The organism is Paenilisteria newyorkensis, from assembly GCF_000766145.1.
GTDB lineage: Bacteria > Bacillota > Bacilli > Lactobacillales > Listeriaceae > Listeria_A > Listeria_A newyorkensis.
The window spans coordinates 26,735-50,935 of sequence record NZ_JNFB01000017.1 but is presented as its reverse complement, the minus strand read 5'-3'; the positions used below and the strand labels follow the sequence as shown (position 1 = coordinate 50,935).

Annotated in this window: 25 protein-coding genes; 2 read left to right on the top strand and 23 right to left on the bottom strand. The window is 42.4% G+C overall.

The window, feature by feature from the left end; all coding sequences use genetic code 11:
* Nucleotides 1–57 precede the first annotated feature (57 nt).
* The 10 genes from EP58_RS08785 to lepA all read right to left on the bottom strand — a co-directional run bounded on the left by EP58_RS08785 (nucleotide 58) and on the right by lepA (nucleotide 10,803).
* Nucleotides 58–504, bottom strand: coding sequence for a GatB/YqeY domain-containing protein (locus tag EP58_RS08785; RefSeq protein ID WP_036092531.1), 447 nt, complete (start codon nucleotides 502–504; stop codon nucleotides 58–60).
* A 20-nt stretch (nucleotides 505–524) separates the two neighbouring features.
* Nucleotides 525–698: a 30S ribosomal protein S21 gene (gene rpsU, locus EP58_RS08780; protein ID WP_036061859.1), complete on the bottom strand. Its 174-nt coding sequence runs from the start codon at nucleotides 696–698 to the stop codon at nucleotides 525–527.
* 223 nt (nucleotides 699–921) lie between these two features.
* The gene (locus EP58_RS08775) at nucleotides 922–1,665 is read right to left on the bottom strand and encodes a 16S rRNA (uracil(1498)-N(3))-methyltransferase (protein ID WP_036092530.1); all 744 of its coding nucleotides are present in this window, start codon (nucleotides 1,663–1,665) and stop codon (nucleotides 922–924) included.
* 5 nt (nucleotides 1,666–1,670) lie between these two features.
* Nucleotides 1,671–2,612 (bottom strand): 50S ribosomal protein L11 methyltransferase, encoded by a 942-nt coding sequence (gene prmA, locus EP58_RS08770; protein ID WP_036092528.1) that lies wholly within the window; start codon nucleotides 2,610–2,612, stop codon nucleotides 1,671–1,673.
* Nucleotides 2,613–2,684: 72 nt separating this feature from the next.
* On the bottom strand, nucleotides 2,685–3,824 hold the full coding sequence (gene dnaJ / locus EP58_RS08765) for a molecular chaperone DnaJ (protein ID WP_036092526.1): 1,140 nt from the start codon (nucleotides 3,822–3,824) through the stop codon (nucleotides 2,685–2,687).
* A gap of 276 nt (nucleotides 3,825–4,100) precedes the next feature.
* On the bottom strand, nucleotides 4,101–5,942 hold the full coding sequence (dnaK, locus tag EP58_RS08760; RefSeq protein ID WP_036092525.1) for a molecular chaperone DnaK: 1,842 nt from the start codon (nucleotides 5,940–5,942) through the stop codon (nucleotides 4,101–4,103).
* A 54-nt stretch (nucleotides 5,943–5,996) separates the two neighbouring features.
* A complete protein-coding gene (gene grpE, locus EP58_RS08755; protein WP_036092523.1) occupies nucleotides 5,997–6,578 on the bottom strand; it encodes a nucleotide exchange factor GrpE in 582 nt (193 codons plus the stop codon).
* A gap of 14 nt (nucleotides 6,579–6,592) precedes the next feature.
* Nucleotides 6,593–7,630 (bottom strand): heat-inducible transcriptional repressor HrcA, encoded by a 1,038-nt coding sequence (gene hrcA / locus EP58_RS08750; RefSeq protein ID WP_036092520.1) that lies wholly within the window; start codon nucleotides 7,628–7,630, stop codon nucleotides 6,593–6,595.
* 135 nt (nucleotides 7,631–7,765) lie between these two features.
* Nucleotides 7,766–8,893 (bottom strand): radical SAM family heme chaperone HemW, encoded by a 1,128-nt coding sequence (gene hemW / locus EP58_RS08745; RefSeq protein ID WP_036092519.1) that lies wholly within the window; start codon nucleotides 8,891–8,893, stop codon nucleotides 7,766–7,768.
* Nucleotides 8,894–8,979: 86 nt separating this feature from the next.
* Complete coding sequence (lepA, locus tag EP58_RS08740) at nucleotides 8,980–10,803, bottom strand: translation elongation factor 4 (protein WP_036092518.1); 1,824 nt, start codon at nucleotides 10,801–10,803, stop codon at nucleotides 8,980–8,982.
* A 244-nt stretch (nucleotides 10,804–11,047) separates the two neighbouring features.
* Between lepA and rpsT the strand changes: the two genes are divergently transcribed.
* Entirely contained in the window at nucleotides 11,048–11,302 is a 255-nt protein-coding gene (gene rpsT / locus EP58_RS08735) for a 30S ribosomal protein S20 (RefSeq protein ID WP_036092517.1), read from the top strand.
* 373 nt (nucleotides 11,303–11,675) lie between these two features.
* Here the strand turns inward: rpsT and holA are convergent, their stop codons facing one another.
* The 12 genes from holA to EP58_RS08675 all read right to left on the bottom strand — a co-directional run bounded on the left by holA (nucleotide 11,676) and on the right by EP58_RS08675 (nucleotide 21,459).
* On the bottom strand, nucleotides 11,676–12,713 hold the full coding sequence (gene holA, locus EP58_RS08730) for a DNA polymerase III subunit delta (RefSeq protein WP_036092514.1): 1,038 nt from the start codon (nucleotides 12,711–12,713) through the stop codon (nucleotides 11,676–11,678).
* A 72-nt stretch (nucleotides 12,714–12,785) separates the two neighbouring features.
* On the bottom strand, nucleotides 12,786–15,023 hold the full coding sequence (locus EP58_RS08725) for a DNA internalization-related competence protein ComEC/Rec2 (protein ID WP_236637249.1): 2,238 nt from the start codon (nucleotides 15,021–15,023) through the stop codon (nucleotides 12,786–12,788).
* 30 nt (nucleotides 15,024–15,053) lie between these two features.
* Complete coding sequence (locus EP58_RS08720; protein WP_036092511.1) at nucleotides 15,054–15,617, bottom strand: ComE operon protein 2; 564 nt, start codon at nucleotides 15,615–15,617, stop codon at nucleotides 15,054–15,056.
* 70 nt (nucleotides 15,618–15,687) lie between these two features.
* Nucleotides 15,688–16,302: a ComEA family DNA-binding protein gene (locus EP58_RS08715; protein ID WP_036092508.1), complete on the bottom strand. Its 615-nt coding sequence runs from the start codon at nucleotides 16,300–16,302 to the stop codon at nucleotides 15,688–15,690.
* A 105-nt stretch (nucleotides 16,303–16,407) separates the two neighbouring features.
* On the bottom strand, nucleotides 16,408–17,139 hold the full coding sequence (locus EP58_RS08710) for a class I SAM-dependent DNA methyltransferase (RefSeq protein ID WP_036092504.1): 732 nt from the start codon (nucleotides 17,137–17,139) through the stop codon (nucleotides 16,408–16,410).
* Between the two features lie 57 nt (nucleotides 17,140–17,196).
* Nucleotides 17,197–17,553, bottom strand: a complete 357-nt coding sequence (gene rsfS, locus EP58_RS08705; protein WP_036092501.1) for a ribosome silencing factor — start codon at nucleotides 17,551–17,553, stop codon at nucleotides 17,197–17,199.
* Nucleotides 17,554–17,556: 3 nt separating this feature from the next.
* Nucleotides 17,557–18,132 carry a bis(5'-nucleosyl)-tetraphosphatase (symmetrical) YqeK gene (gene yqeK / locus EP58_RS08700; protein WP_036092499.1) on the bottom strand — a complete coding sequence of 192 codons (576 nt, stop codon included), beginning with the start codon at nucleotides 18,130–18,132 and terminating at the stop codon, nucleotides 17,557–17,559.
* The gene (locus tag EP58_RS08695; RefSeq protein WP_036092496.1) at nucleotides 18,125–18,694 is read right to left on the bottom strand and encodes a nicotinate-nucleotide adenylyltransferase; all 570 of its coding nucleotides are present in this window, start codon (nucleotides 18,692–18,694) and stop codon (nucleotides 18,125–18,127) included. Before EP58_RS08695 ends, yqeK begins: the two co-directional genes overlap by 8 nt.
* A 15-nt stretch (nucleotides 18,695–18,709) precedes the next feature.
* Complete coding sequence (yhbY, locus tag EP58_RS08690; protein ID WP_036092493.1) at nucleotides 18,710–19,000, bottom strand: ribosome assembly RNA-binding protein YhbY; 291 nt, start codon at nucleotides 18,998–19,000, stop codon at nucleotides 18,710–18,712.
* Nucleotides 19,000–19,821 (bottom strand): shikimate dehydrogenase, encoded by an 822-nt coding sequence (gene aroE, locus EP58_RS08685; protein ID WP_036092490.1) that lies wholly within the window; start codon nucleotides 19,819–19,821, stop codon nucleotides 19,000–19,002. The genes yhbY and aroE overlap by 1 nt, the downstream gene beginning before the upstream one ends.
* A gap of 19 nt (nucleotides 19,822–19,840) precedes the next feature.
* The gene (gene yqeH, locus EP58_RS08680; RefSeq protein WP_036092488.1) at nucleotides 19,841–20,941 is read right to left on the bottom strand and encodes a ribosome biogenesis GTPase YqeH; all 1,101 of its coding nucleotides are present in this window, start codon (nucleotides 20,939–20,941) and stop codon (nucleotides 19,841–19,843) included.
* Nucleotides 20,938–21,459: a YqeG family HAD IIIA-type phosphatase gene (locus EP58_RS08675; RefSeq protein ID WP_036092487.1), complete on the bottom strand. Its 522-nt coding sequence runs from the start codon at nucleotides 21,457–21,459 to the stop codon at nucleotides 20,938–20,940. The genes yqeH and EP58_RS08675 overlap by 4 nt, the downstream gene beginning before the upstream one ends.
* 183 nt (nucleotides 21,460–21,642) lie before the next feature.
* Here EP58_RS08675 and EP58_RS08670 point away from each other — a divergent pair, with 183 nt between their 5' ends.
* Nucleotides 21,643–23,448 carry a M3 family oligoendopeptidase gene (locus EP58_RS08670; protein WP_077917878.1) on the top strand — a complete coding sequence of 602 codons (1,806 nt, stop codon included), beginning with the start codon at nucleotides 21,643–21,645 and terminating at the stop codon, nucleotides 23,446–23,448.
* A 35-nt stretch (nucleotides 23,449–23,483) separates the two neighbouring features.
* Here EP58_RS08670 and mtnN read toward each other — a convergent pair whose 3' ends face one another.
* Nucleotides 23,484–24,188: a 5'-methylthioadenosine/S-adenosylhomocysteine nucleosidase gene (mtnN, locus tag EP58_RS08665; RefSeq protein ID WP_036092560.1), complete on the bottom strand. Its 705-nt coding sequence runs from the start codon at nucleotides 24,186–24,188 to the stop codon at nucleotides 23,484–23,486.
* Nucleotides 24,189–24,201: the final 13 nt, after the last annotated feature.

The following is a 24,201-nucleotide window of genomic DNA, read 5'->3' as shown; positions in this document are numbered from 1 at the left end:
TCAGTCACATCAATTCCATCAAAAAAAGAGCCAGCGAACTGACTCTTTTGATCTTGTTTATGAAAGATATTGTTTCACGAATTTGTTAACTACATTTCCGTCTGTTTTACCTTTTAACTTCGGCATGACAGCGGCCATCACCTTACCAAAATCGGCTTGGGATGTTGCACCAACTTCATCGATCGTAACTTTTACAATTTCAGCGACTTCTTCCTCGGAAAGTTGCTTCGGCAAATAACTTTGCACGATTACCATCTCATCTTCTAGCTTCTCAACAAGGTCAGCTCGATCTGCCTTCTGGAATTCAGCTAAAGAATCACGACGCTGCTTCATTTCACGGGAAAGAATGGTAATTTCGTCTTCAGGAGATATATCATCTGTACCTAGACGAATGGCTTCATTTTGCAAAGCCGCTTTCAACATGCGGATAACGGAAAGTTTTTCTTTCTCTTTCGCGCGCATCGCTTGTTTCATATCCTCATTCAGTTGGTCAAGGAGACTCATGCTTGATTTCGTCCCTTCGATTAGAATTTGCGTTTTCTTGCTGCTTCTGATTTCTTTTTACGTTTTACGCTTGGTTTTTCATAAAATTCGCGCTTTCTAACTTCTTGCATTGTACCTGTTTTGGAAACAGTACGTTTAAAGCGACGAAGAGCATCTTCAAGCGATTCGTTTTTACGAACTACTGTTTTTGACATCTCTCTTTCCCTCCCTCCGACACTTAAATGGACAAGGATGCCCTAAGCTATTTGGAAACCTCGCACAAGATTAGCCTGTGAATGATTCCAAAGTAATGCACATACTATTTGCATTCACTCACTAAAAATTATAAACTAATCCGCTGGGCGAGTCAACATGAAATCGCTAACTTTCACTAATTTATTTTCAGAACAGTCGGCGATTTATTCTCCTATACCCATTTCAAGAAAGTTCAAACGCATAAGAAGCCGCTGCTAAAAAATAAAATGGCGCTGTTTCTGTACGCAAAATTCGCGGCCCCAGCCCCACTTTGAGCGCTTTATTCGCTTCCAACTTATCAATCTCTTCCGTCGAAAAACCACCCTCTGGTCCAAATATAGCAAGCACGGATTCGCCTGGTTTCATCTGGTTAAAAACTGTGGCTAACGCAGCCGTTTCACCCTCTTTGGCACTCTCTTCATAGGCAACCACGATATAATCATAATCGGGAAGCGACTGAATTAAGGCTTGGAAAGATTCTAAATGCCGAAATTTCGGAACAAAGCTACGATGTGATTGCTCCGCTGCTTCCAAAGCGATCTTATCTAAACGCTCCACTTTTTTCTTCGCTTTTTTGCTATCCCATTTGGAAATGGAACGTTTCGCCGGAAAGGACAAGAACTGTTTCGCGCCGAGTTCCGTCCCTTTTTGGGTAATCAGCTCTAGTTTATCCCCTTTTGGCAAGCCGCTAGCAATCGTGATGTCAATAGGAAGCTCTGTAGACTCGCTCTTCCACGATAAAACCGTTAAGCGTACAAAGTCTTCTCCCAGCTCGCTAATCCCAGCAATCGCCGTACGCTCGTCTGGTGTGACTAGGTAAATTTGATCATCCAGCTTCATCCGCATCACGCGCACGATATGATGAAAATTATCACCCGTTATAATCGCCGTTTCATCCTTGATTTCCTCAATAAAATATCGCTGCATCCTTCTTATTCACCTCGCTTGGCGTAAATAGCTACCCAATCCGTTATTTGTTCCACATGATACACCGTCAAACCCGCTTCAATCAACGCCTCTTTCACGATTTCATGCTTTGGCTCAATAATTCCTGACGCGATAAAAATACCGTTCGGCTTCAATGTCGCATGCACATCTTTCGGGAACATCAGAATCACTTCCGCTAAAATGTTCGCCACAATGACATCCGCTTTTTGATCGATGCCTTTTAATAAATCATTTTGCTGAATCGTTACGATATTCTCACAATGATTTTGCGCGATGTTTTCCCGAGCCGCACGAACCGCTACTTCATCCAAGTCCGTTGCCAAGACACTTTTCGCGCCTAGTTTCGCGCTCGCAATACTTAGCACGCCTGAACCCGTCCCAACATCGATAACTTCGTCGCCAGGTTTCACGATTTTTTCAAGCGCCTGCACACACAATTGCGTTGTCGGATGTGTTCCCGTACCGAATGCCATGCCTGGATCTAGTTCGATAATCATTTCATCCTCATTTTCCGGCGTGTAGTCCTCCCATGTCGGCACAACCGTAATCCGATCCGTGATTTTGACTGGATGGTAGTATTTCTTCCAAGCCGTCGCCCACTCCTCGTCATTCACCTCATTGACCTGAAAAGTTAAATCACCAAGTGGAATATCAAACTGCACCAAACCACGAATTCGCGCCTCAATCGCCGGCACCATCTTCAAAAAGTCATCCGTCGTTAAAAAGTAGGCCTTAATAATCACGCCTTCCGCTGGATAATCCGCCGCCTGCAGATCATAAATTTCACCGAAACGATCCTCATGTTCGCGCGTCAAATCGGCGGAATCCTCAATCGAAACCCCGCTTGCTCCCGAATCGTTCAGAGCATATGTAATCGGCTCTACCGCCTCATTTACAGAATGAATCTCAATCTCTGACCATTTCATTTTCTCAACCTCATTTCAGAAAAGAAGGCCCAGTATGACTAGAATCGCAATACCTGAGCCTTTTTTCATTATTTATCCTTTGAATGCTCGTTTCATTTTATCGAAAAAGCCTTCGCTGTTTTCATCGACTTTATCGCCGGTTGTTGTCGCGAATTCACGCAAAATATCTTTTTGTTTCTCGTCCAGTTTTTTCGGAACGATGATTTTAACGACAACGTGTTGATCTCCTGTTCCATTACCACGAAGATGCGGAACCCCTTTGTTGCGTAAGCGGAAAGTCGTGCCCGTTTGTGTACCAGCAGGGATTTTCAAACGAATTTTGCCGTGAACGGTTGGAACATCGATTTCGTCGCCAAGTGCTGCTTGAACGAATGTCAGCGGAACTTCAACGTAAATATCAGTGCCTTCGCGTTCAAAGAATTCATCATGAGCAACGGAGAACACAACATATAAATCGCCGTTTGGTCCGCCATTCACGCCACCTTCCCCTTCACCAGCGACGCGCATTTGTTGCCCATCATCGACACCAGCAGGTACTTTCAACTTGATTTTTTTCGTTTTTGTGATGCGACCTGAACCATGACACGTGTCACATTTTTCCTTAATTTCTTTCCCAGTGCCGTTACAATATTGGCACGTACGCTTGTTTACAATCCGACCGAACGGCGTATTTTGCTCGACGTTAACCGAACCTTTACCACCACAATGCGAACATTTTTCAGGATGCGTTCCTGGTTTAGCGCCACTTCCATCACACGTGTCACAGCTTTCTTCACGCGGAATCTCAATCTCAGCCTCTTTACCAAAAATCGCTTCTTTGAACTTCAAATGCATTCTATATTGCAAATCATTACCTTGACGCGGTGCATTCGGGTCTTGACGAGACGAACCGCCACCACCAAAGAAAGTATCGAAAATATCTTCAAATCCACCGAAACCTTGGCCGCCAAAACCGCCTCCACCGTACGAACCGCCACCGCCAAAACCTTGGTTAGGATCAACATGTCCATATTGGTCATATTGCGCACGTTTTGATTCATCACTTAGAATTTCGTATGCTTCGGATATTTCTTTAAATTTCTCATCAGCGCCAGCCTCTTTGTTAATATCCGGGTGATATTGCTTAGATAGTTTACGATAAGCTTTTTTTATCTCATCTGCCGAGGCGCCTTTGGAAACGCCAAGCACTTCATAATAATCACGTTTTGCCATTTTTTGCGTCTCACTCCTTGTTCTCTCGTATTTCTCTTAACGTATTGTAACACATGTTTTAGCGAAGTAAAACCATGATTTCTTTCAAAAACCGAGAAAAAGCCAAAGCCAGTTAGACTTTGACTCCCTTCCCGCAAATAAATCCTTATTTTCAGCGTGTCGACAAATGCTTAGACCCTAGGCAAAGTTGAGCACTGGAGCGGAGCATACTTGGGTATGTGAGCACCGGCGCGCAGGCTTTAACGACGGAGATGAGCGTTTGTCGACACGCTGTCCTTATTTTTTCTCTTGATCGTCATCGTTTACTTCTTCAAACTCAGCATCTACAACATCGTCGTTCGCTGCGCCGCCTTCAGGGTTTTCACCTTGTGCTGCTTGTTGTTCTGCCGCTGCTTGCTCGTACAATTTCACGGAAAGAGCTTGAACAATTTCGTTTAACGCGTCTGTTTTTTCTTTGATTGCGTCAAAGTCTTCACCTTTAAGCGCTTCTGACAACTCATCACGAGCTGCTTCTGCTTTTTTCACTTCTTCTTCGTCTACTTTGCCTTCTAGTTCTTTCAACGTTTTATCAACAGTGAATACTAATTGATCGGCATTGTTGCGAAGTTCTGCGTTTTCTTTGTTTTTCTTATCTTCTTCCGCATTTAATTCTGCGTCTTTCACCATTTTTTCAATCTCTTCGTCTGTTAAACCTGAAGAAGATTTGATTACGATGTTTTGTTCTTTACCAGTTCCAAGATCTTTCGCGCGAACCGTTACGATACCATTTTTATCGATATCAAAAGAAACTTCGATTTGCGGAATACCGCGTGGTGCTGGTGGTAAATCTGTTAATTGGAAACGGCCAAGCGTTTTGTTATCTTTCGACATTGGGCGCTCACCTTGCAATACGTGGATGTCCACTGCTGGTTGATTGTCAGCCGCTGTCGAGAATGTTTGTGATTTCGATGTTGGAATCGTTGTGTTACGCTCGATAAGCGGAGTCATTACGCCACCCATTGTTTCGATACCTAGAGAAAGTGGTGTTACGTCTAAAAGTACTACGTCTTTCACGTCACCAGTGATGACGCCACCTTGAATCGCAGCACCCATCGCTACAACTTCATCCGGGTTCACACCTTTATGTGGCTCTTTACCTAATTCTTTTTTAATTGCTTCTTGTACAGCTGGGATACGAGTTGACCCACCAACCAAGATAACTTCATCGATATCTTTAGCCGAAAGTCCAGCATCTTTCAACGCTTGACGAGTTGGAGCAATCGTACGGTCCACTAAATCATGCGTTAATTCATCAAATTTAGCACGAGTAAGCGTTACTTCTAAGTGAAGTGGGCCAGCTTCTCCAGCTGTGATAAATGGTAGCGAAATTTGCGTGCTAGTCACACCAGAAAGATCTTTTTTCGCTTTTTCAGCAGCGTCTTTCAAACGTTGTAACGCCATTTTATCTTGAGAAAGGTCGATACCGTTGTCGCGTTTAAATTCAGCAACTAGGAAATCAATAATTTTTTGGTCAAAGTCGTCTCCACCTAGCAAGTTATCGCCGGCTGTTGAGTGAACTTCGAATACGCCATCGCCAAGTTCTAGAATAGATACGTCAAAAGTACCGCCACCTAAGTCAAAAACAAGGATCGTTTGGTCTTTGTCAATTTTGTCCATACCGTAAGCAAGTGCTGCTGCAGTAGGCTCATTGATAATACGTTCTACTTCAAGGCCTGCAATTTTACCAGCGTCTTTTGTTGCTTGACGTTGTGCATCGTTGAAATAAGCTGGTACTGTAATAACCGCTTTATCTACTTTTTCACCAAGGTAATCTTCTGCGTAACCTTTCAAATATTGCAAGATGATTGCGCTGATTTCTTGTGGTGAATAGTCCTTACCTTCTACTGTTTCTTTGTAATCCGTACCCATGTGGCGTTTGATTGATGCTACCGTATTTGGATTTGTAATCGCTGCACGTTTCGCAACTTCCCCAACTTGACGTTCGCCGTTTTTAAAGCCGACAACAGATGGTGTTGTACGCGCGCCCTCTGGATTTGGAATGATTTTTGCTTCTCCGCCTTCTAATACTGCCACTGCAGAGTTTGTAGTTCCTAAGTCAATACCGATAATTTTACTCATAATTTCATTTCCTCCTATTATTACCGATCACATGCACGCGACCGGATTCTTGTTTTATTGGTTTACTTTTACCATTGATGGACGGATAACGCGGTCTTTCAACTTGTATCCTTTTTGCAATTCCATCGTGATTTCGTTGCTTTCTTTCGAGTCATCGCTATCTTGCATCACCGCTTGATGGAAGTTCGGATCGAATTGCTCACCGAGTGCCGGAATTGCTTCCACGCCTTCCTTTTCTAGCGCCGTCATGATTTGGCCATAAACCATTTTCATGCCCGTCAAAAGTGCTTCCATTTGTTCCGAGTCACTTTGCGTATCGAGTGCTTTCTGGAAACCATCAAGCGCCGGCAAAAGTTCCTCCGCAATGGTTTGCGAACGATATTTCTGAGTCGCCACACGCTCTGCCACATTGCGTTTTTTCACATTCTCAAAATCAGCTTGCAGGCGCAAATAACGATCCTCAGATGCTGCTAACTTTTCTTCTAACTCAAGCAAACGCTTCTCATTTTCTGTTAATTCCACTTCTACTTGTTCATTATGAGCTTCCATCTCTTCTTCCACGACGTTCAATTCTTCTGCCGCTTCTTTTTCGATTTCTTGCGCAACTTTTTCTTTTTTGTTTTTTTGTTCAGACACGTTTGTCACCTCTTCTATTTTTGATTATCATGATAAAGCTTTGTTAATACAGTTGTTAAATCCCGACTTACTAGATCAACCAAGCCCATCATGCGGTCGTATTCCATCCGTGTCGGGCCAAGGAGGACAATGCCTCCCACATGTTCATCGGCAATGCTGTACGTCGCAGTAATAATACTACAATCATCCATCAAATGGTTGTTAATCTCCGTACCAATTTTTACATGAAGGCCTTGAGGTATGTCAGAAAAAAGCTGGTAAACATCCTTTTCCTGATCCATCAACCGCAGCAACTCGCGAACTTTGGCAAAATCGTGAAATTCCGGCTGATTCAAAATGTTCGTTTTGCCACCAAAATACACTTTTTCCTTACTAACTTGTTGGAACGAATCCTTCAAAATCGAAAGCATTAACTCATGATTTACCACATTGCTACGCAGCAAATCCGACACTTCTGCTGGAATCATCGCATTCATTTGATCAATCGGAAGACCCACCAAACGCTCATTTAAAATGTTGACAACCCGCTCCATATCACTCGGCGTCATCGTTTCCGGAATCGTCACCACATGATTATCAATATGGCCTTGATCCGTAATCAGAATCAACATCGCCTGGTTTCTATTAATTGGTACAAAACGGAAACCACTCAACCGGTTCTGCTTCGAAGCCGGGCCAAGTAAAATCGATGTATAATTCGTCAAATCCGACAACATTAACGCGGACTTTTGAATAAGCTGCTCCATTTCAAAATACGTCTCCGAAAAGAGCGATTGAATGGACATAATATCCTGCTTCTTCAATTTCTGCGGTTCGAGTAAATAATCCACGTAGAAACGATACCCTTTCTCAGAAGGAATTCGTCCTGATGAAGAATGCGTTTTTTCGATAAATCCGTACTCTTCCAGAACGCTCATCTCATTGCGGATCGTCGCTGAGCTAAATGGTAAGTTGTTCTCCTTCAGCAAATTCTTAGATCCAACTGGTTGCACAGTCTCGATGAAATGGTCGATAATGGCACGAAAGATTAGCAATTGCCTCTCGGTTAACATATCTATCACCTCTTTTTAGCACTCGATACGTTTAAGTGCTAAATACAATTATAAATTTACCACTATGACCGTCTACTGTCAACAAAAAACACTCGATTTCAGACTAAAGTAGTAATTAGCCGAAATCCAGTGCTTCTATAAAAATTCTTGGAAAACATTATTCCCTAGAAAGCGACCACGCCTCGTTAGCCGAACACATTCTGGCGTAGATTCTAACCAGCCTTTTGCAATCGTTTTATCAATCGCCCGCGCAAAAGTCGTATCAAGCGCCTGACCGAATTTAGCCTGAAAATGCGCTTTATCCACGCCCGCTACTTTTCGCAATCCGAGAAACATTTCTTCTTCCATCTTTTCTTTCAATGTCAGCTCTTTTTGTTGGAAGGTTGGCAATTCGTTCTTTTCGAGCGGTTGCATGTATTTTTTTAGCGGACCATAATTCGCGTAACGCGTCTCACCCACGTACCCATGAGCCCCCGCACCAAAACCAAAATAATGCTCATTACTCCAATAAACGATATTATGCCTGCTTTCAAAACCAGGCTTAGCGAAATTACTAATCTCATATTGTTTACGCCCATGATTCTCCATAGTGGTCATCAGTTTCTCATACATATTAGCCTCAGCATCTTCACCAGGCAGCAGCAACTTCCCTTTTTGCATTAAATTATAGAAAATCGTCTTTGGCTCGATGATAAGCGAATACGCAGAGTAGTGCGGTAAATCCAGATCCAAGGCTTTCGTCAGCGTATCCTCAAAATTGGCCTCCGTCTGACCCGGCAAACTGAAAATAAGATCAATACTCACATTCTCAAAACCAACCTGTTTCGCATTATTCACCGATTGATACACATCATCCACCGTATGAATCCGACCAATTTTCTTCAACAAGTCATTGTTAAAACTCTGAACCCCCATGCTCAGGCGATTCACACCATGGTCTTTCATCACCTGCAACTTGCTGAGCGACAAGTCTCCTGGATTTGCTTCAAAACTAAATTCCGCATTCTCCGCAATCGGAAAAAGCCGCTGAACGGCCGAACAAAGTTTTGCCAACTGAGCTTCCGTCAATGTCGTCGGTGTTCCCCCACCTACAAAAACGGTTTCCACCGGCTCCATTGTGTGCTTCGCGGTTACCATTTCCATTTCTTTAATGAGCAAATCTACATACTCATCGACTGGCTGCCCTTCCAGAAAAACCTTATTAAAATCACAATAATAGCAAATATGTTCGCAAAATGGGATGTGAATATATATCGCAGTCATTCTTATACACTCATTTCCTTAAGGAGAAAAAGCGAGCTCCACCTGTCCGCAATGAACAAGCTAAAGTCGCTTTCCCCATCAATTCTTTATTTATCATCCATTTTCAAAATCGCCATGAATGCTTCTTGTGGCACATCTACTGAACCAATGGATTTCATACGTTTCTTACCTTCTTTTTGTTTCTCTAAAAGTTTCCGTTTCCGCGACACGTCCCCACCGTAACATTTGGCAAGTACGTTTTTGCGTAGCGCCTTAATCGTTGAACGCGCGACAATCTTCGTACTAATCGCCGCTTGAATTGGCACTTCAAACTGTTGTCTTGGAATCAATTCTTTTAGTTTTTCTACGATAATTTTGCCACGTTCATAAGAGAAGTCACGATGGACAATAAAGCTAAGCGCATCGACTTTCTCATTATTTAACACGATATCCATCTTCACAAGTTTCGACTCACGGTAACCAATCAACTCATAGTCAAACGAAGCATAACCCTTCGTACCCGATTTTAACTGATCAAAAAAGTCATAGACGATCTCTGAAAGTGGCATTTCATAAATAACGCTCACACGAATATCATCCAAGTACTCCATTGTCATAAAGTTCCCACGCTTATTTTGCGCAAGTTCCATAACAGCACCTACATAATCATTCGGCACCATAATCGTTGCTTTCACGTAAGGCTCCTCAACCGAATCAATAACCCCTTGTTCTGGCATTTCAGCCGGATTATCAACGACCACTTTAGAACCGTCTGTCAAGTTAACATGATAAATAACACTTGGCGCAGTCGTAATCAAGTCGATATTAAATTCCCGTTCGATACGTTCCTGAATAATTTCCATATGAAGCAAGCCAAGGAACCCACAACGGAAACCAAAACCAAGCGCTTGAGACGTCTCCGCTTCATATTGGAGCGCTGAATCATTTAATTCCAGTTTTTCCAGTGCATCACGTAAATCATTATATTTCGCTGAATCAATCGGATATAGACCGCAATAAACCATTGGATTTAATTTACGATATCCTGGCAAAGCTTCCGACGCGGGGTTATTTGCAAGCGTAATCGTATCCCCGACACTCGTATCACTTACATTTTTAATCGCGGCAGTTAAATAACCAACATCCCCAACCATCAATTGTTCTCTAGGCGTCGATTTCGGTGTAAACACACCTACTTCGGTCACTTCAAATTCTCGACCATTGGCCATCATACGAATCTTGTCTCCCGCCTTGACGGAACCTTCCATAATCCGAATGTTCGCAATAACACCACGATAGGCATCAAAAACGGAATCGAAAATAAGCGCTTTTAGCGGGGCGTCAATATCTCCCGTTGGCGCTGGAATCTTCGCAACCACCTGCTCTAAAATATCTTCAATCCCGATTCCAGATTTTGCAGAAGCAAGTACCGCATCCGATGCATCCAAGCCGATAACATCCTCAATCTCAGCACGAACACGCTCCGGTTCTGCTGCTGGAAGATCAATTTTATTAATAACAGGCATAATTTCCAAATCATTATCTAGCGCCAAATAAACATTAGCTAGCGTTTGTGCCTCAATTCCTTGCGCCGCATCCACAACTAGAATAGCACCTTCACAAGCAGCTAGACTACGCGAAACTTCATACGTGAAATCGACATGTCCCGGCGTATCAATCAAGTGAAAAATATATGTTTCGCCATCTTTGGCAGTATACGACAATTCCACAGCGTTCAATTTGATAGTAATACCACGCTCACGTTCCAAATCCATGGAATCCAGCAATTGCGCCTTCATTTCACGATGCGTCAGTGCATTCGTCATTTCGAGAATACGATCGGCAAGCGTTGATTTACCATGATCAATATGCGCTATTATCGAAAAATTTCTTATTTTCTTTTGTCTTTCTAGCATTTCTTCTTTCTTCATTTCTCCAGCTCCCGAATTCGAACTCATCTTATTAAAACGATGGCAAGCTAAGATAGATTATATCAGTAGAGCTCGCTATTTTCAATCACTTCCGACTTTTTTCGTGAAAAAATAAATAAATTAGTAAAGTAATATTGCAATATCCGCTGTGTTTAGGTATAATAACATTTGTTCTAGTGTAATTTTGAAGGGTATGGTATATATAAAAGATACTACCTCATAATTTTGGGCGGAGGTGAATGAAATGCCAAATATTAAATCAGCAATCAAACGTGTAAAAACAACTGAAACTCGCAATAGCCGTAACACATCTCAACGTACTGCAATGCGTACAGCTGTTAAAAAATTCGAACAAGCTGCAGAAAATAATGCAGACAACGCGAAAGAACTATATGTTGAAGCTAGTAAAAAATTAGACAGCGCGGTAAGCAAAGGTCTACTTCACAAAAACAATGCAGCACGCAATAAATCTCGCTTAGCTAAAAAATTAGCTAAATAATACGATTCTTAATCGCAGAAACATCGCACACCCGTGTGATGTTTTTTTGCATCCTTTTAGATAGATCTTACGCGTGGTAAATTGGCGGCAAGCGCTCGCATTGCTGGGACTGTTCGAAATAAAATGAGTTACAGTCCCAATATAAGCGTGAACGCAGTGAACGGTTAATCCTTCACCCAGTTCTACTTCGCAAAACAGCTCCGCTTCCGGCTTCCACCGCAAAAGATGAATACAAACGCTTTCGCTCAATTTGTGTTATACCTTATTCTGCGTCCTACACAAAACATAAAATCCCAAGCGAATAAAAAACAGCATAAAATCGTCTTAGATATTTTCAAAAGCTATCTTGGTCTACCAAATGGATCATAGACACCTAATTCATTCGCTGGATTTTTCTTTGGTCTTGTAGAGAGAAGAGGAACCATTCTAGTTTTTGGGCTTTGTCGCCGTAGCCGGTTTTCATTTCGAAATCCATTTGGGCTAGTTTTTTTAGGGTCATTGTTAGTTCTTGATAGGAGAAGCTTTTGGCTTGTCGTGCGCCTATTTTAACTCGGAATGGATGGACTTTTAATTTTTGAGCTACTTGTTGTTGGCTGAATCCTTGTTTTTCTAGTAATTTAATTTGGGTTAGTAGACGGAACTGACTCGCGATGAGAGCCAATATTTTGATTGGTTCTTCTTTTTGTTTGAGTAAATCGTAGTAGATGCTTAGCGCACCGCTGATATCTAGAGCTATCATTTTGTCTAGTAGCAAGAATATATTCTGTTCTAATGAGCGCACTACAAGGCTCTCCACGTCTGATGTATCGATTGCTCGCTCTTCCAGTTTATAGAGCATCAGCTTGTCTAATTCATTCATCGCTGTTGTTAGTTGGCCGCCTGTTAATTCTATTAGTCGATCTGTTGCCGTGTTATCCATTTGAAATTCATTGGCCCCGCTCACACCTTGTAGCCATTTACGCAACTCTGCTTCGTTGGGACGTTTCGCATCAATGATTGTCGCTTGCTTTTTTATGAGCTTTGTCAGTTTTTTTCGTTCGTCTAGTTTTTCTACTCTTGCTATAAATACCAAAATAGAATAATCCACGGGTTCGTTTAAATAGTCTTCTAGACGCGCCGTTCGATGTTCGATTTTGCTTTTTGTTTTCTCCGTTGTTAAAAAGGTTGGATTGGAGGCGATAATCAGTCGACAGTCACCGAAGAACGGAATTGTTTCTGCTTCTTCTACAACTTGCTCAATCGCCGTTTCATCCAAGTCAAAATTAGCATAATTAAAATCCGTGTCTTCTGTATCTAAAATCCCCGCAACAAGCCTTTTCTTCGTCTCGTTGATAATATAATCCTCTGTCCCGATAATCAGGTAAATCGGTGCAAATTGCTTCTTCTCTATTTTTTTCCACTCTGAAATCATGAATCGCCCTCACCTTCCGACATATCTCTTCCCTATGGTAAATCAAGAACGAGCTTTGCGCAAGTGGAAATATCATTCTAACCCAAAGGTAAATCCTTTTGAAAAAGTATAGATTATTTCTCCTTTCTGATCTGTGCGGTAAATCGTGCTATCTGCGGCTTCTAAAGTATCTAGCGTCTCTTTTCGAGGATGCCCAAAGCGATTATCCACTCCGCAAGAAATAAGCGATATGGCGGGCTGTACCTTGCCTATAAATGCCGGGGTCGTAGATGTTTTACTGCCGTGATGCCCCACTTTTAGGATGTCAGCTTTTATCAAAGGGTTTTCAAGTAGAGCTTGCTCTGCTTCTTTTTCGATGTCGCCAGTAAATAACCACCTTTTCTTATCTAGTACAGCGGAAATAACGATGGAATCATTGTTGCCACCTTCGCCTCTTTCAGTTGGACTCAGGACTTGGAAAGTGGCATCGCCTTTTGCCCAACTGTAGCCAGCAAGTATCGCTTTTGTTGGCACCCCAGGAAGAGCTTGCAGTGCTTTTTTCATGATGCTTTTTGTTTCGCCGCCCTCTGCATAAATAAGTTCTTTGATTTGAATCGCCTTGCCCACATCGATAAGGCCTTCCATATGATCTGCATCACTATGTGTCACAATTAATTTATCTACTTTTGAAATCCCTTTGGCTTTTAAAACGGGCGTCACGATATTCTTACCCACAGAAAATGGCGCTTTGCGTTCTGCCCATTTCTCTTTGTCAAAGGCCATTTGTCCACCGACATCTATTATATAGATTCCTTTATTCCAAGGTAGTTGAATGAGGATGCTATCTCCTTGCCCAACATCAATAATGGATACTTTTCCAGTTAAATTTATTGTCCCTATTATTAGACATAGACATACTGGGATTAAGTAACGATAAATTTTCCCCGTTTTTTCCCAACCATAGAAAAAATAAAGAGTAAATAAAAGAATTATCACCAATAAAATGAGGGTAGGTCTCCCTGTTACCCAAGTCGTAAACGGTATCTCTTGTAATAAGATCGCGAGTGACTCTGAAATATTTACAGCTATTTTCATAATCGTCGACGGTATGACTAGAAGGATAGGCGCTAGATTTAAGAAAAAGATAGATATAAAGCTTAATGGCAATAGTATAAACGTGAATAGCGGTACATAAATAACGTTTAGAAAGACACCGACGATGGAAAATTCATAGAAGTGATAGCTCATAACCGCGATTCCCGAGATGGTGGAGATGAGTGAAATATACAGAGAGCTTAATAAATTAGAGGAAACTTTTCGCATGATTTTCCGCCCAGATAGGATGATAGCGAACGATACGGCATAAGAGAGTTGAAAACCAATTTCAAAGACACAGTAAGGATTAAAAAGGAATACAAAAATGAAGCTAAAACAGAGGGCTTGAAGCGATGTCACACGAACTGGCGATAGTCTACCTATCATTAAACAGATTGTCATGATGGCGGCTCGAACAACAGGTGCGTTTGCCCCAGTCATCATGCAATAAAGTGGTAATAAACAAATCATAACGATAGCGGTTTTCTCGATTTGAAATCCCATTCGCCTAAATAACAACAAAAAGCCGGAAATAATTAAATTAACATGTAGACCTGATATGGCTAATAAATGAACGACACCAAGGCGTTGATAACTTTCGTAAACCGTAGTTTCCACAGTGGTGCGATCTCCATAAATTAGCGAGGCCACATATGGCGCGATTTGTGAATCTAGTGTTTCGTCAATTTTTTTAAGCTGGGATTTCCGAAAATTCCTTAAACTGTGCAACCATGAAGCACTATTTTCCGATAAGGATTGCACCGAGCTTGCCTTTAATAGCCAATGTACTTGCTTTCGATACAAGAACTCTTGGTAATTAAATTGATCTTTATTACGGTTCTTTTCTGGTGCTTCTAGCTCACCACTTACGCTTAGTTTATCTCCATAATTTAAACGCATAAATTGTTTTTGCTCTTGTTCACTCGCAAGTTTATAGCTCAACTGAAAGCGTTCTCCTTGATATAAAACTTGCGCTCGAAAAGCATCCCCATCGATGACGATACCATCATTTATGGTAACTGTTCCTTCTAATTCACCCGCTTCGAACATGGAGTGATTTTGATCATCAAAAAACCAGAAAAATCCTCCTGCTACAATGGTCAGGCTAAAAAAAACGACGAATCGAGTCCGTTTGAATACGATCGCTACAATGAGCAGAAGGCCAAGTAACAGAAAGATCTTCATTGAAATAAAGACACATATTACAGCGAGAATAATGGCTACAATGATCGTCAAAAAAAGACGCTCTATAGTCCTCACCTCACTTTATTTTAAAAACTGTTGTCGTAATTTATCTTCTAGGTGGGCAATTGTTTCTTCTGGTACCGCTTCTTTTTGCAGCACTTCTTGTACCGTTTGGATCACTGTCTGTTCGATTTGGGCTGTATTGTTTAGCACGTGTTCGTCAAAAGGAACTTTCTTGATAATCACATCTGCACGTTCAAAAAGTTCCATTGCATAGGGATGATTTTTATAATCCTTTGCATAATAGACCGCTTTAATTCCCGCCTGGATAATCGATTTGCAACATGCGATACATGGAAAATGCGTGACATACATTTCCGCATTATCCGTGGAAGCGCCAAATTTAGCGCATTGTAAAATAGCATTCATTTCCGCATGAATCGTGCGTATGCAATGACCTTCTACAACATAGCATCCTTCTTCATCACAATGGTCCCCGCCAGCGATGGAGCCGTTATAACCACCTGCAATAATACGTTTATCTCGAACAATTGTTGCACCTACCATCAGACGTGTACATGTACTCCTAGAAGATATTAAATGGCTTTGTGCCAAAAAAAACTGATCCCAAGCTATTCTTTGCATATTTGTCGCTCCTTTTAAGAAGTTGATGCTTTTAGTATATGCTTTTCGAATTCGCTTCGTCAATAGCTTATTACTCCACTGTAATATGTTCTGTTAATCGTTCCACTGTTTTAGCGCCAATCCCTGATACTTTTGAAAGGTCCGCAATCGTTGTAAATAGCCCTTCTTTGTCGCGATAGTCCACGATAGCTTGGGCTTTCACAGCGCCGATTCCAGGGATAGTTTGCAAGGTCGTGACATCCGCTGTATTGATATTAACCTTCGAGCTGTCGGTACTTCCTGTCTCTGCTCCTGCTGTTGTAACTGGCGCTAAACCTTCCTCGCCTATTTTCCCAGCATAAATAACCATCTCATCTGTCACTTTTTGCGCCATGTTCAGCAATTTTACATCCGCTTCTGACGATAGTCCTCCTGCCTTTAAAATAGCATCCTTCACACGGCTATCAGGCGCGAGTTCATAGACACCTGGCTTGTTCACTGCACCTTTCACATCGACAATAAGAGACTTAGTCGAGACAATTTCTTCCTCTTTCTTCGGGCTCTTTGCCGGCTCTTCTTTCGCGACTGCGGCTGTTGGGATCACTGTTTCTTCTTGCTTTTGTGTCACGAAGAAGAACCCTATGGCTATGAGTAAAACCGCTGCACCAATAATGTATTTCTTATATGCTTGCCATTTCTCTAGCATGCTTTATCACCTGCCTTTAGTATTAGTATTCGCCCTTTTTGCGTTTTCTCCTTTATTGCTTCGGGGGCTTCAAAAACATAAAAAAAGAGAAATGACGGCAAAAAGTCATTTCTCACATATGAAAAAGATTCTTTCACTAGTTTCAGTAGGTTCGAAATCCGTAAAATCAGCGCAAATTTTTATTTTACGAAATCCGGCTGCTTGTATTGCTTTTTTGTACCATTCAATCGGGTATGTTCGTTCTTTATGTAGCTCGTCGTAGCGATCGTAACTACCGTCTGGGCCTTGTTTGAAGAAGGTTAATTCATGTTCTACGGAATGCGGGAATTCGCCCTCAAAGGAGTTCCAAATGCACGAAATTTCTTCATCACTATCACCGTAGCTATAATCTTTGAAGAGCTCGTCCATTTTGTAGATAGAATGAACATCGAATAGGAACACACCATCTGTTTTCAGGTTTTCATAGACGCTACGTAATGTGCCGTGAACTGCTTCTTCCGTTTCTAAATAATTAAGCGAATCGCAAAAACAGGTGACTAAATCAAACATGTCTAGTTTCTCCATTTCTGACATATCTTGTTGCAACAATAATAGTGACACTTCTTCATGGAACGCTTTTTCACTGGCAACACTCAGCATTTCTTCTGATAAATCGACACCAGTAACTTCAAAGCCACGTTTAGCTAAGCGTACGGCGAGCTCAGCGGTCCCACAAGCGACGTCAAGCACTTTTCCGCCTTCATTCGGTAAATAGGGCGTTGCAAAAGAAAACCAGTTGTCGTACAGCTCCTCGTCCATGAGAGCATCATAGAAATTCGGAAAATATTCGTAACTCATAATTGTTATACCTCTTTCCACGAAAAAAGGAGCCTATGAAAGCCCCTCTTTGCTTTTTTATATAGTGAAGGCTTCGCGTACGTCTTCTAGTGGCGCGTCTCCCCATAGTTTTTCAAGATTGTAGTAACTACGCTCCTCTTTGTGGAAAACGTGAACGATGACGTCGCCTAGATCAATTAAGATCCATTTGGCAGCATCGAAGCCCTCTAAACGTTTCACTTCTACCTCATTTTTGTGCGCTTGTTCCTTGATTTCTTGGGCAATGGCTTGTACTTGTTTGTCGGAATTACCATGGCAAATGACGAAATAATCGGCAAATGCGGATAGGCCTTCCATATTCAGCGCTAGGATGTCCTCTGCGCGTTTATCGTCCGCTGCTTTTGCGGTTAACATTAATAAATCATGACTTTTCAATAGTTATACCTCACCTTCAATTTGTAAACGTGCAAAATAGTTGTAAGCATCGAATGTATCTGGAAAAATAGGTTGTCTTTTCGTAATTAAAAACGTGATTGTGTTGGACAGGGCAAATAACATGGCCTTATCTAAAGAGTCAAAGGACAGGCGGCGAGCTTTGTAAACGCCAGGAAAGGAACGATTCGGTTCTGTGTAGTCGGCCAGATAGATAATTTTATCCATCGTGCTCATCGCGGCATTTCCTGTTGTATGGCAAGCGATGGCTTTCAAAACGGCTTCATCTGTCACGCCAAATTTGGTTTCTGCAAAATAGGCGCCAACTGGGGCGTGCCATAGTTCTTGATTGTAGGTGAATAGTTTTGGATCCATTTTCTGCTCGACCATGATGGCCATCATTTCTTCTTTATCCGCGTACTTCGCGTAGTCGTGTAACAGCGCCGCAAGACTTACTTGGTTCCGGTCCACTTTGTAATGATCGGCAAGCTCAAGTGCTGTTTTTTCAACGCCAAGTGTGTGGATAAAGCGTTTTTCTGGCATCGCTTCTTTGACTGCTTCCAAGATTTCTTCTCTATTCATATAAATGATGCTCCTTTATATACTTGCTTACCTCGTTTGGAACGTAATAATCGATTGGTAATCCTGCTGCCAAACGTTCTCGCAACAAGGAAGACGAGATGTCCAATGCTGGAACCTCTATTTCCTCTATGTCGTAAGGCGCATCCCCGTCGTAACGCGGTCGATTGACGCCAACAAAGTTTACAAGTTTTATTAGTTCATTAATATGATACCACTTCGGCAAATATTCAACCATGTCTCCGCCAATTATAAAGGAAAAAGCGGCATTTGGAAACTCCTTTGTCATTTCAATCATCGTATCATACGTGTAAGACTTGCCAGAACGGTGCATTTCACGGTCATCTACTTCAAAAAAAGGATTATCGGCGATGGCAAGTTCGATCATTTTTAAGCGATCTGCATTACTCGTCAACCCACTTTCTTTTTTATGAGGCGGGACAGCGTTGGGCAAGAAAATAATTTTTTCAAGACCAAGCTTGATGCGCGCTTCGTTGGCAATAATTAAATGGGCATGATGTGGCGGATCGAACGTGCCACCTAAAATACCAATTTTTTCTTTCAAATCAGATACACCTTCTTATGGCAATTGGATTTGTTTCTTATTTTGCGATTCTTTGTATAGAATGATGGTGCGGCCAATCACTTGCACTAGCTCAGAACCAGAACGGGAACTAATCATTTCCGCTACTTCTTCTTTTGGTTGGTCGCAATTTTGTAAAATCGAAATCTTGATTAGCTCGCGAACTTCGATGGCTTCTGCAACGTGCTTAATTAAATTCGGTGATACCCCACCTTTTCCAACTTGAAAAATGGCATCGATATCGTGAGCTTCTTTGCGTAAAAAACGCTTTTGTACATTTGTTAGCATTATTTTCCTCCTATTTGTTTCAATACAATGTTTCGCATGAGCGCGCGGTCTGCTTTGATTCCTGTCCATAACTCGAACGCAATCGCTGCTTGGTTAATGAACATCGGTAAGCCATTTTGCGTGATGGCTCCACATGCTTTCGCCTCTTTTAAAAATGGCGTTTCGGCGGGATTGTAGATGATATCAGAAATGATGGTCCCCGCGGTTACGTCATGCAATCTGATTGGTAAAGCTGCATTTTCTTTTGTAAGTCCGGATGATGTTGTTTGGATAACGATGGTGAAATCGGCAAGTTGCGAGTCGGCTTCGGCTAAACTAAGAGCCTTGTGCGCTGTTCCTGCAACCATTTTGACAGCTTTTTCAAGCGTTCGATTGGCAACGGCCACCTTCGCATCGGTATGGTGCATAAGGGCGTGAAAAATCGCTTTACTCGCGCCACCTGCTCCGAGAATCAAAATCTGATCGGTCTCAGTGACCTTTCGAATGCTCTCTAAACCTTGCAAATAACCGATGCCATCCGTGTTATAGCCTGTCCAGCGTCCATTTGTTGCAACAACCGTATTCACGGCACCGCACGCTTTAGCCTCGGGATCAAGCGCGTCTAAGAACGGCAAGATATCCTCCTTAAATGGACTCGTAACGTTGAATCCGCTAATTCCTAACGCTCTCATGCCTTCTATCGCGGTCGTAAAATCCTGTTTTTCTATTAAAAATGGGACATAACTCGCATTTAGTTTGTTCTGCTCCAGTAAAGCCGTGTGCATCACTGGAGACAATGAATGCGCGATGGGATTGCCGATAACGCAATATAATTCTTTCATTCGGAAATTCGCCTCCTCCTTACACGATTGAGCGGCGAATAGTTACGCTCACGCCTTCTGGAACCCAAGCGGTCACTTTTGCGCCACCTTCTAAAACGGTAATCCAACCAAGGCCTGAGAACACGATGTCCGCCTTTTCCTTGATTGAAAATTGATACGGTACTAGTTTCGGTAACGTTTCGATATCCGCTTCGCCCGGCGGTTGTAGCAGTTTTCCAGCTTGTGTTTCATACAGATTGTCGGCTTTTTCAAGCTTGGTGCGGTGAATCATCAAGTTGTTCGATGTATAAACGACGAATGAGCGTCTGCCGCCACTTGTGTAATCAAAGCGTGCCAATGCGCCGAAGAACAGTGTTTGTTCCTCGTTTAATTGATAGGTTACTGGTTTGATTTCTTTTTTCGGTGAGACAAGTTTTAGCGTTTTAGCATCGATGACGTGCGCGATTTGATGATGGTTGATAATTCCTGGTGTATCGACAAGAACACTTCCGTCTGAAAGTGGAATTTCGATTTTATCAAGCGTTGTGCCTGGGAATTGAGATGTCGTAATAACATCATTTTCGCCAGTCGCGACTTTAATAATGCGATTGATAAGCGTCGATTTCCCAACATTTGTACAGCCAACAACAAAGACATCACGTCCTGCGCGTTCTTCTTCAATTTTTTCAAGTAAAACGTCGAAGGATTGGCCTTTTTCAGCGCTTACTAATACGCAATCGGTTGGTGCTAATCCGAGTTCACGAGCCCGGCCACGCATCCACTGCGTCAAGCGTTCGCGTTTCAATGATTTTGGTAGCAAATCGGCTTTATTTCCGACAAGTAGCACCGGGTTATTGCCGACAAAACGATGCAAACCTGGTAACCAACTGCCATCAAAATCGAAAATATCGACAACATAGACGATCAGCGCTTGCTTCGTGCCTAGTTGGTTCAAGATTTTCAGAAAATCATCATCCGTCAGCGGGACATCTTGAATTTCATTATAATGTTTCAAGCGGAAACAACGCTGGCAAATAATATCTTCTTTTTCTAAGCTAGATTCTGGCGCATAGCCAGGTTGGGTCTTATCGGTTGTTTGAATAACGGCTCCACAGCCAATACATCTTAGTTCTTCGGTCACAGAGAATCCTCCCATTTTAATTCTGATTTTTTAGCTAGTCTTTTTAAAATAATGCGTTCCATAAATCGGTTAAACTTCGTCGCAAAACCGTCTGTATCTTTGACTGGACGTACGAAAACAGTCGTCAATTTTTGGCGATTGCCTCCGAAGATGTCCGTCATGATCTGATCGCCAATCATCACCGTTTCTTCCGGTGTTGAACCAAGGTCGGCCAACGCTTTCTGGAACGAGGCGGCTAATGGTTTTTTCGCTTTGGCCAAGTATGGAATTTTTGTTGCGACAGCCACTCGCTTCACGCGCTCTTCATTATTATTTGATACGATCATCACCTTGATACCATCTTCTTCCAGAATGCGAAACCAGTTGGAAATTTCATCGGTCGCATCCAATTGATCCCAAGCGAGTAACGTATTGTCTAAATCTGTTAATACCGTCGTTTTCCCCATTTTTCGCAATTGGTCCGCGGTGATACCAAATGGCGATGTTAACATTTTATCCGGTGAGAAATTTTTTAGCAAAATAGGCACCTCTTTTTATTTAATTAGTTGGAAAGTGTCATGACATCGTCTTTTTAGAATGCCAAACAAGCACGCTTTTCATGTAATCCTTATAAATTTTAACATCTTTCCGCTTATTTTACAAAAAAATCTGAGATAAGTGCTATAATGAAGTGGAAAATACGGAAATATAGGGGGATTATGATGGCAAAAAACTATGCGTTAATATGGGATTTAGACTCGATTTATTCAGGTGGAAGTGGCTCCGAGGCTCTGGCTACTGCGCTTTCTGACACAACCAAAGATATCGCGTCATTTAAACAAGCGGTGCAAGATTGGCCGATTCCAGAAAATAACGAGGCAGTCAGTGAATTTTTACTTTTAATCAATCAAAACGCAGAAATTACGAAACAATTGATGAATGCGGCGGCTTTTCTGGAATGTTTATCCTCTGCCGACACGCGCGATTTGAAAGCGGTAGAATTGACTGGCGGCGTCTACCAACAATTAGCAGAACTGGAAACCATCGAAAATGAATGGCACGAGAAATTCGCCTTAATTCCAGATGCGTTGTGGGCTTCGTTGCTTACAGAAAATGGCTTGAGCGAGATCGCCTTCGTATTGAATGAAGCGCGCGATAACCGTAAGAAAAAAGGAACGCGTGAAGAAGAAGCCGTGATTAATGCGCTAAATGTTGACGGTTACCGTGGTTGGTCTGATCATTACGATACAGTCGTCGCAACGATTCGCGTCCCTGTTGTAGTGGATGGTGAGGAGAAATTAGTATCCGCCGGGCAAGCCTTGAATTTATTGAGCCATCCAGATCGCACCGTTCGCGTCGCTGTATTTGAAGCGTATGGAAAAGCATGGCAGGAAAAATCGCAACTATTCAGCGATACATTGAATCATTTAGCCGGTTTCCGCCTTGCCGTTTATCGGACACGTAAATGGGACAATGTTCTCGCGGAACCACTTGCGATTAACCGTCTAGACGAAAAAACATTGGCAACAATGTGGGATGTCATCGAAAAGCATAAAGCAACGTTCGTTTCATTCTTGAATCGCAAAGCTCAGCTGTTCGGCATCGATAAATTGAGCTTCCATGATGTTTTTGCACCCTTGACGCTTGATTCTGAGCCGAAAAAATATACGTACCAAGAAGGCGCAGATTTCATTCTAACGCAATTTGCGAAATTCAGCCCGAAAATGGCCAGTTTTGCGAAACATGCGTTTGAGCAACAATGGATTGAGGCGGAAGATCGTGATAACAAGCGCCCTGGTGGTTTTTGTACCGATATTCCATTGGAGAAAGAAAGCCGCATTTTCATGACGTATGATGGCGCTCCTGGAACAGTCGCGACGCTAGCACACGAACTGGGCCATGCTTTTCACTCGCACGTTATTCGCGATGAGCCTTTCGAAAACACGAATTATGCGATGAACGTCGCTGAAACCGCGTCAACTTTTGCTGAAATGATTATCGCAGATGCCTCTGTTAAAGAAGCGGCTACAAAAGAAGAAAAGATCATTCTATTAGAAGATAAAATAGGACGCAGCATCGCCTTTTTCATGGATATACGCGCTCGTTTCTTATTCGAAACACGTTTTTATGAAGCTCGCAAAGAAGGTCTCGTTTCTGCGGATCGTCTCAATACATTAATGGAAGAAGCGCAGCGAGAAGCCTTCCAAGACGCATTATCCGAGTACCATCCACAATTCTGGTCTTCCAAATTACATTTTTATATTGCCGACGTACCATTTTACAACTTCCCATACACATTTGGTTATTTGTTCTCATTAGGCATCTATCACCAAGCACTCGCAGAAGGAAGCAGCTACGAAGACAAGTACATCGCCTTATTGCAAGACACTGGTGCCATGACAACCGAACAACTCGCCCAAAAACATCTAGGTATCGATCTGACAAAACCCGATTTCTGGGAAGGCGCGCTGGAAATTGCAGTCGGCGATGTCGAAGAGTTCCTGAATTTAACAAATGACTTAGTATAACAGCAACGCCCGCTGATCACCAAGCGGGCGTTTTTTCATGACAATTGTTCTACCATTTTTACAACACAAGCCGACGAATTCTTTGCCGCCGTCGCTAAAAATTCATCAAACGAAACACTAGCCTCGCTATCCGCTACATCAGAAAGCGCTCGGATAATCAAAAACGATACGTCAAACTGATGCGCCACCTGTGCAATCGCGCAAGCTTCCATCTCAACCGCTTTTACCTCTGGGAAGAAAGTCGTAATCAATTCCCGTTGATCTGGCCGGTGAATAAAAGAATCAGTCGTCACCACGAGCCCGTAGACCGCCTTGTTTCCCTCTGAGAAGTTTTCTTGATAGATTTGCTGTGCCAAGCGCATCGCCTCTTCATCGCCCTGATAGAGTGCCGGCATTTGAGGTACTTGTCCGTATGTATAACCAAAAACCGTTGCATCCACATCCCCATACGCCAAATGATCTGAAATAATCACATCTCCAACTTCCAATTCCGCACCAATGCCTCCAGCCGATCCAGTATTAATAATTAACGAAATATCATAATGATCGCATAAAAGTGTCGTCGATAAAGCCGCATTTACTTTCCCAATGCCCGATTTCAACAAAACAATCTCTTTTCCAGCCAACGTTCCCGTATAAAAAACAGCCCCCGCTATTGTCGTTTCCTCAAGCCCAACCATCTGTTCCCGTAAAATTGTCACTTCTTCTTCCATCGCACCGATAATTGCTATTTTTCCCATTCCTATCATTCCT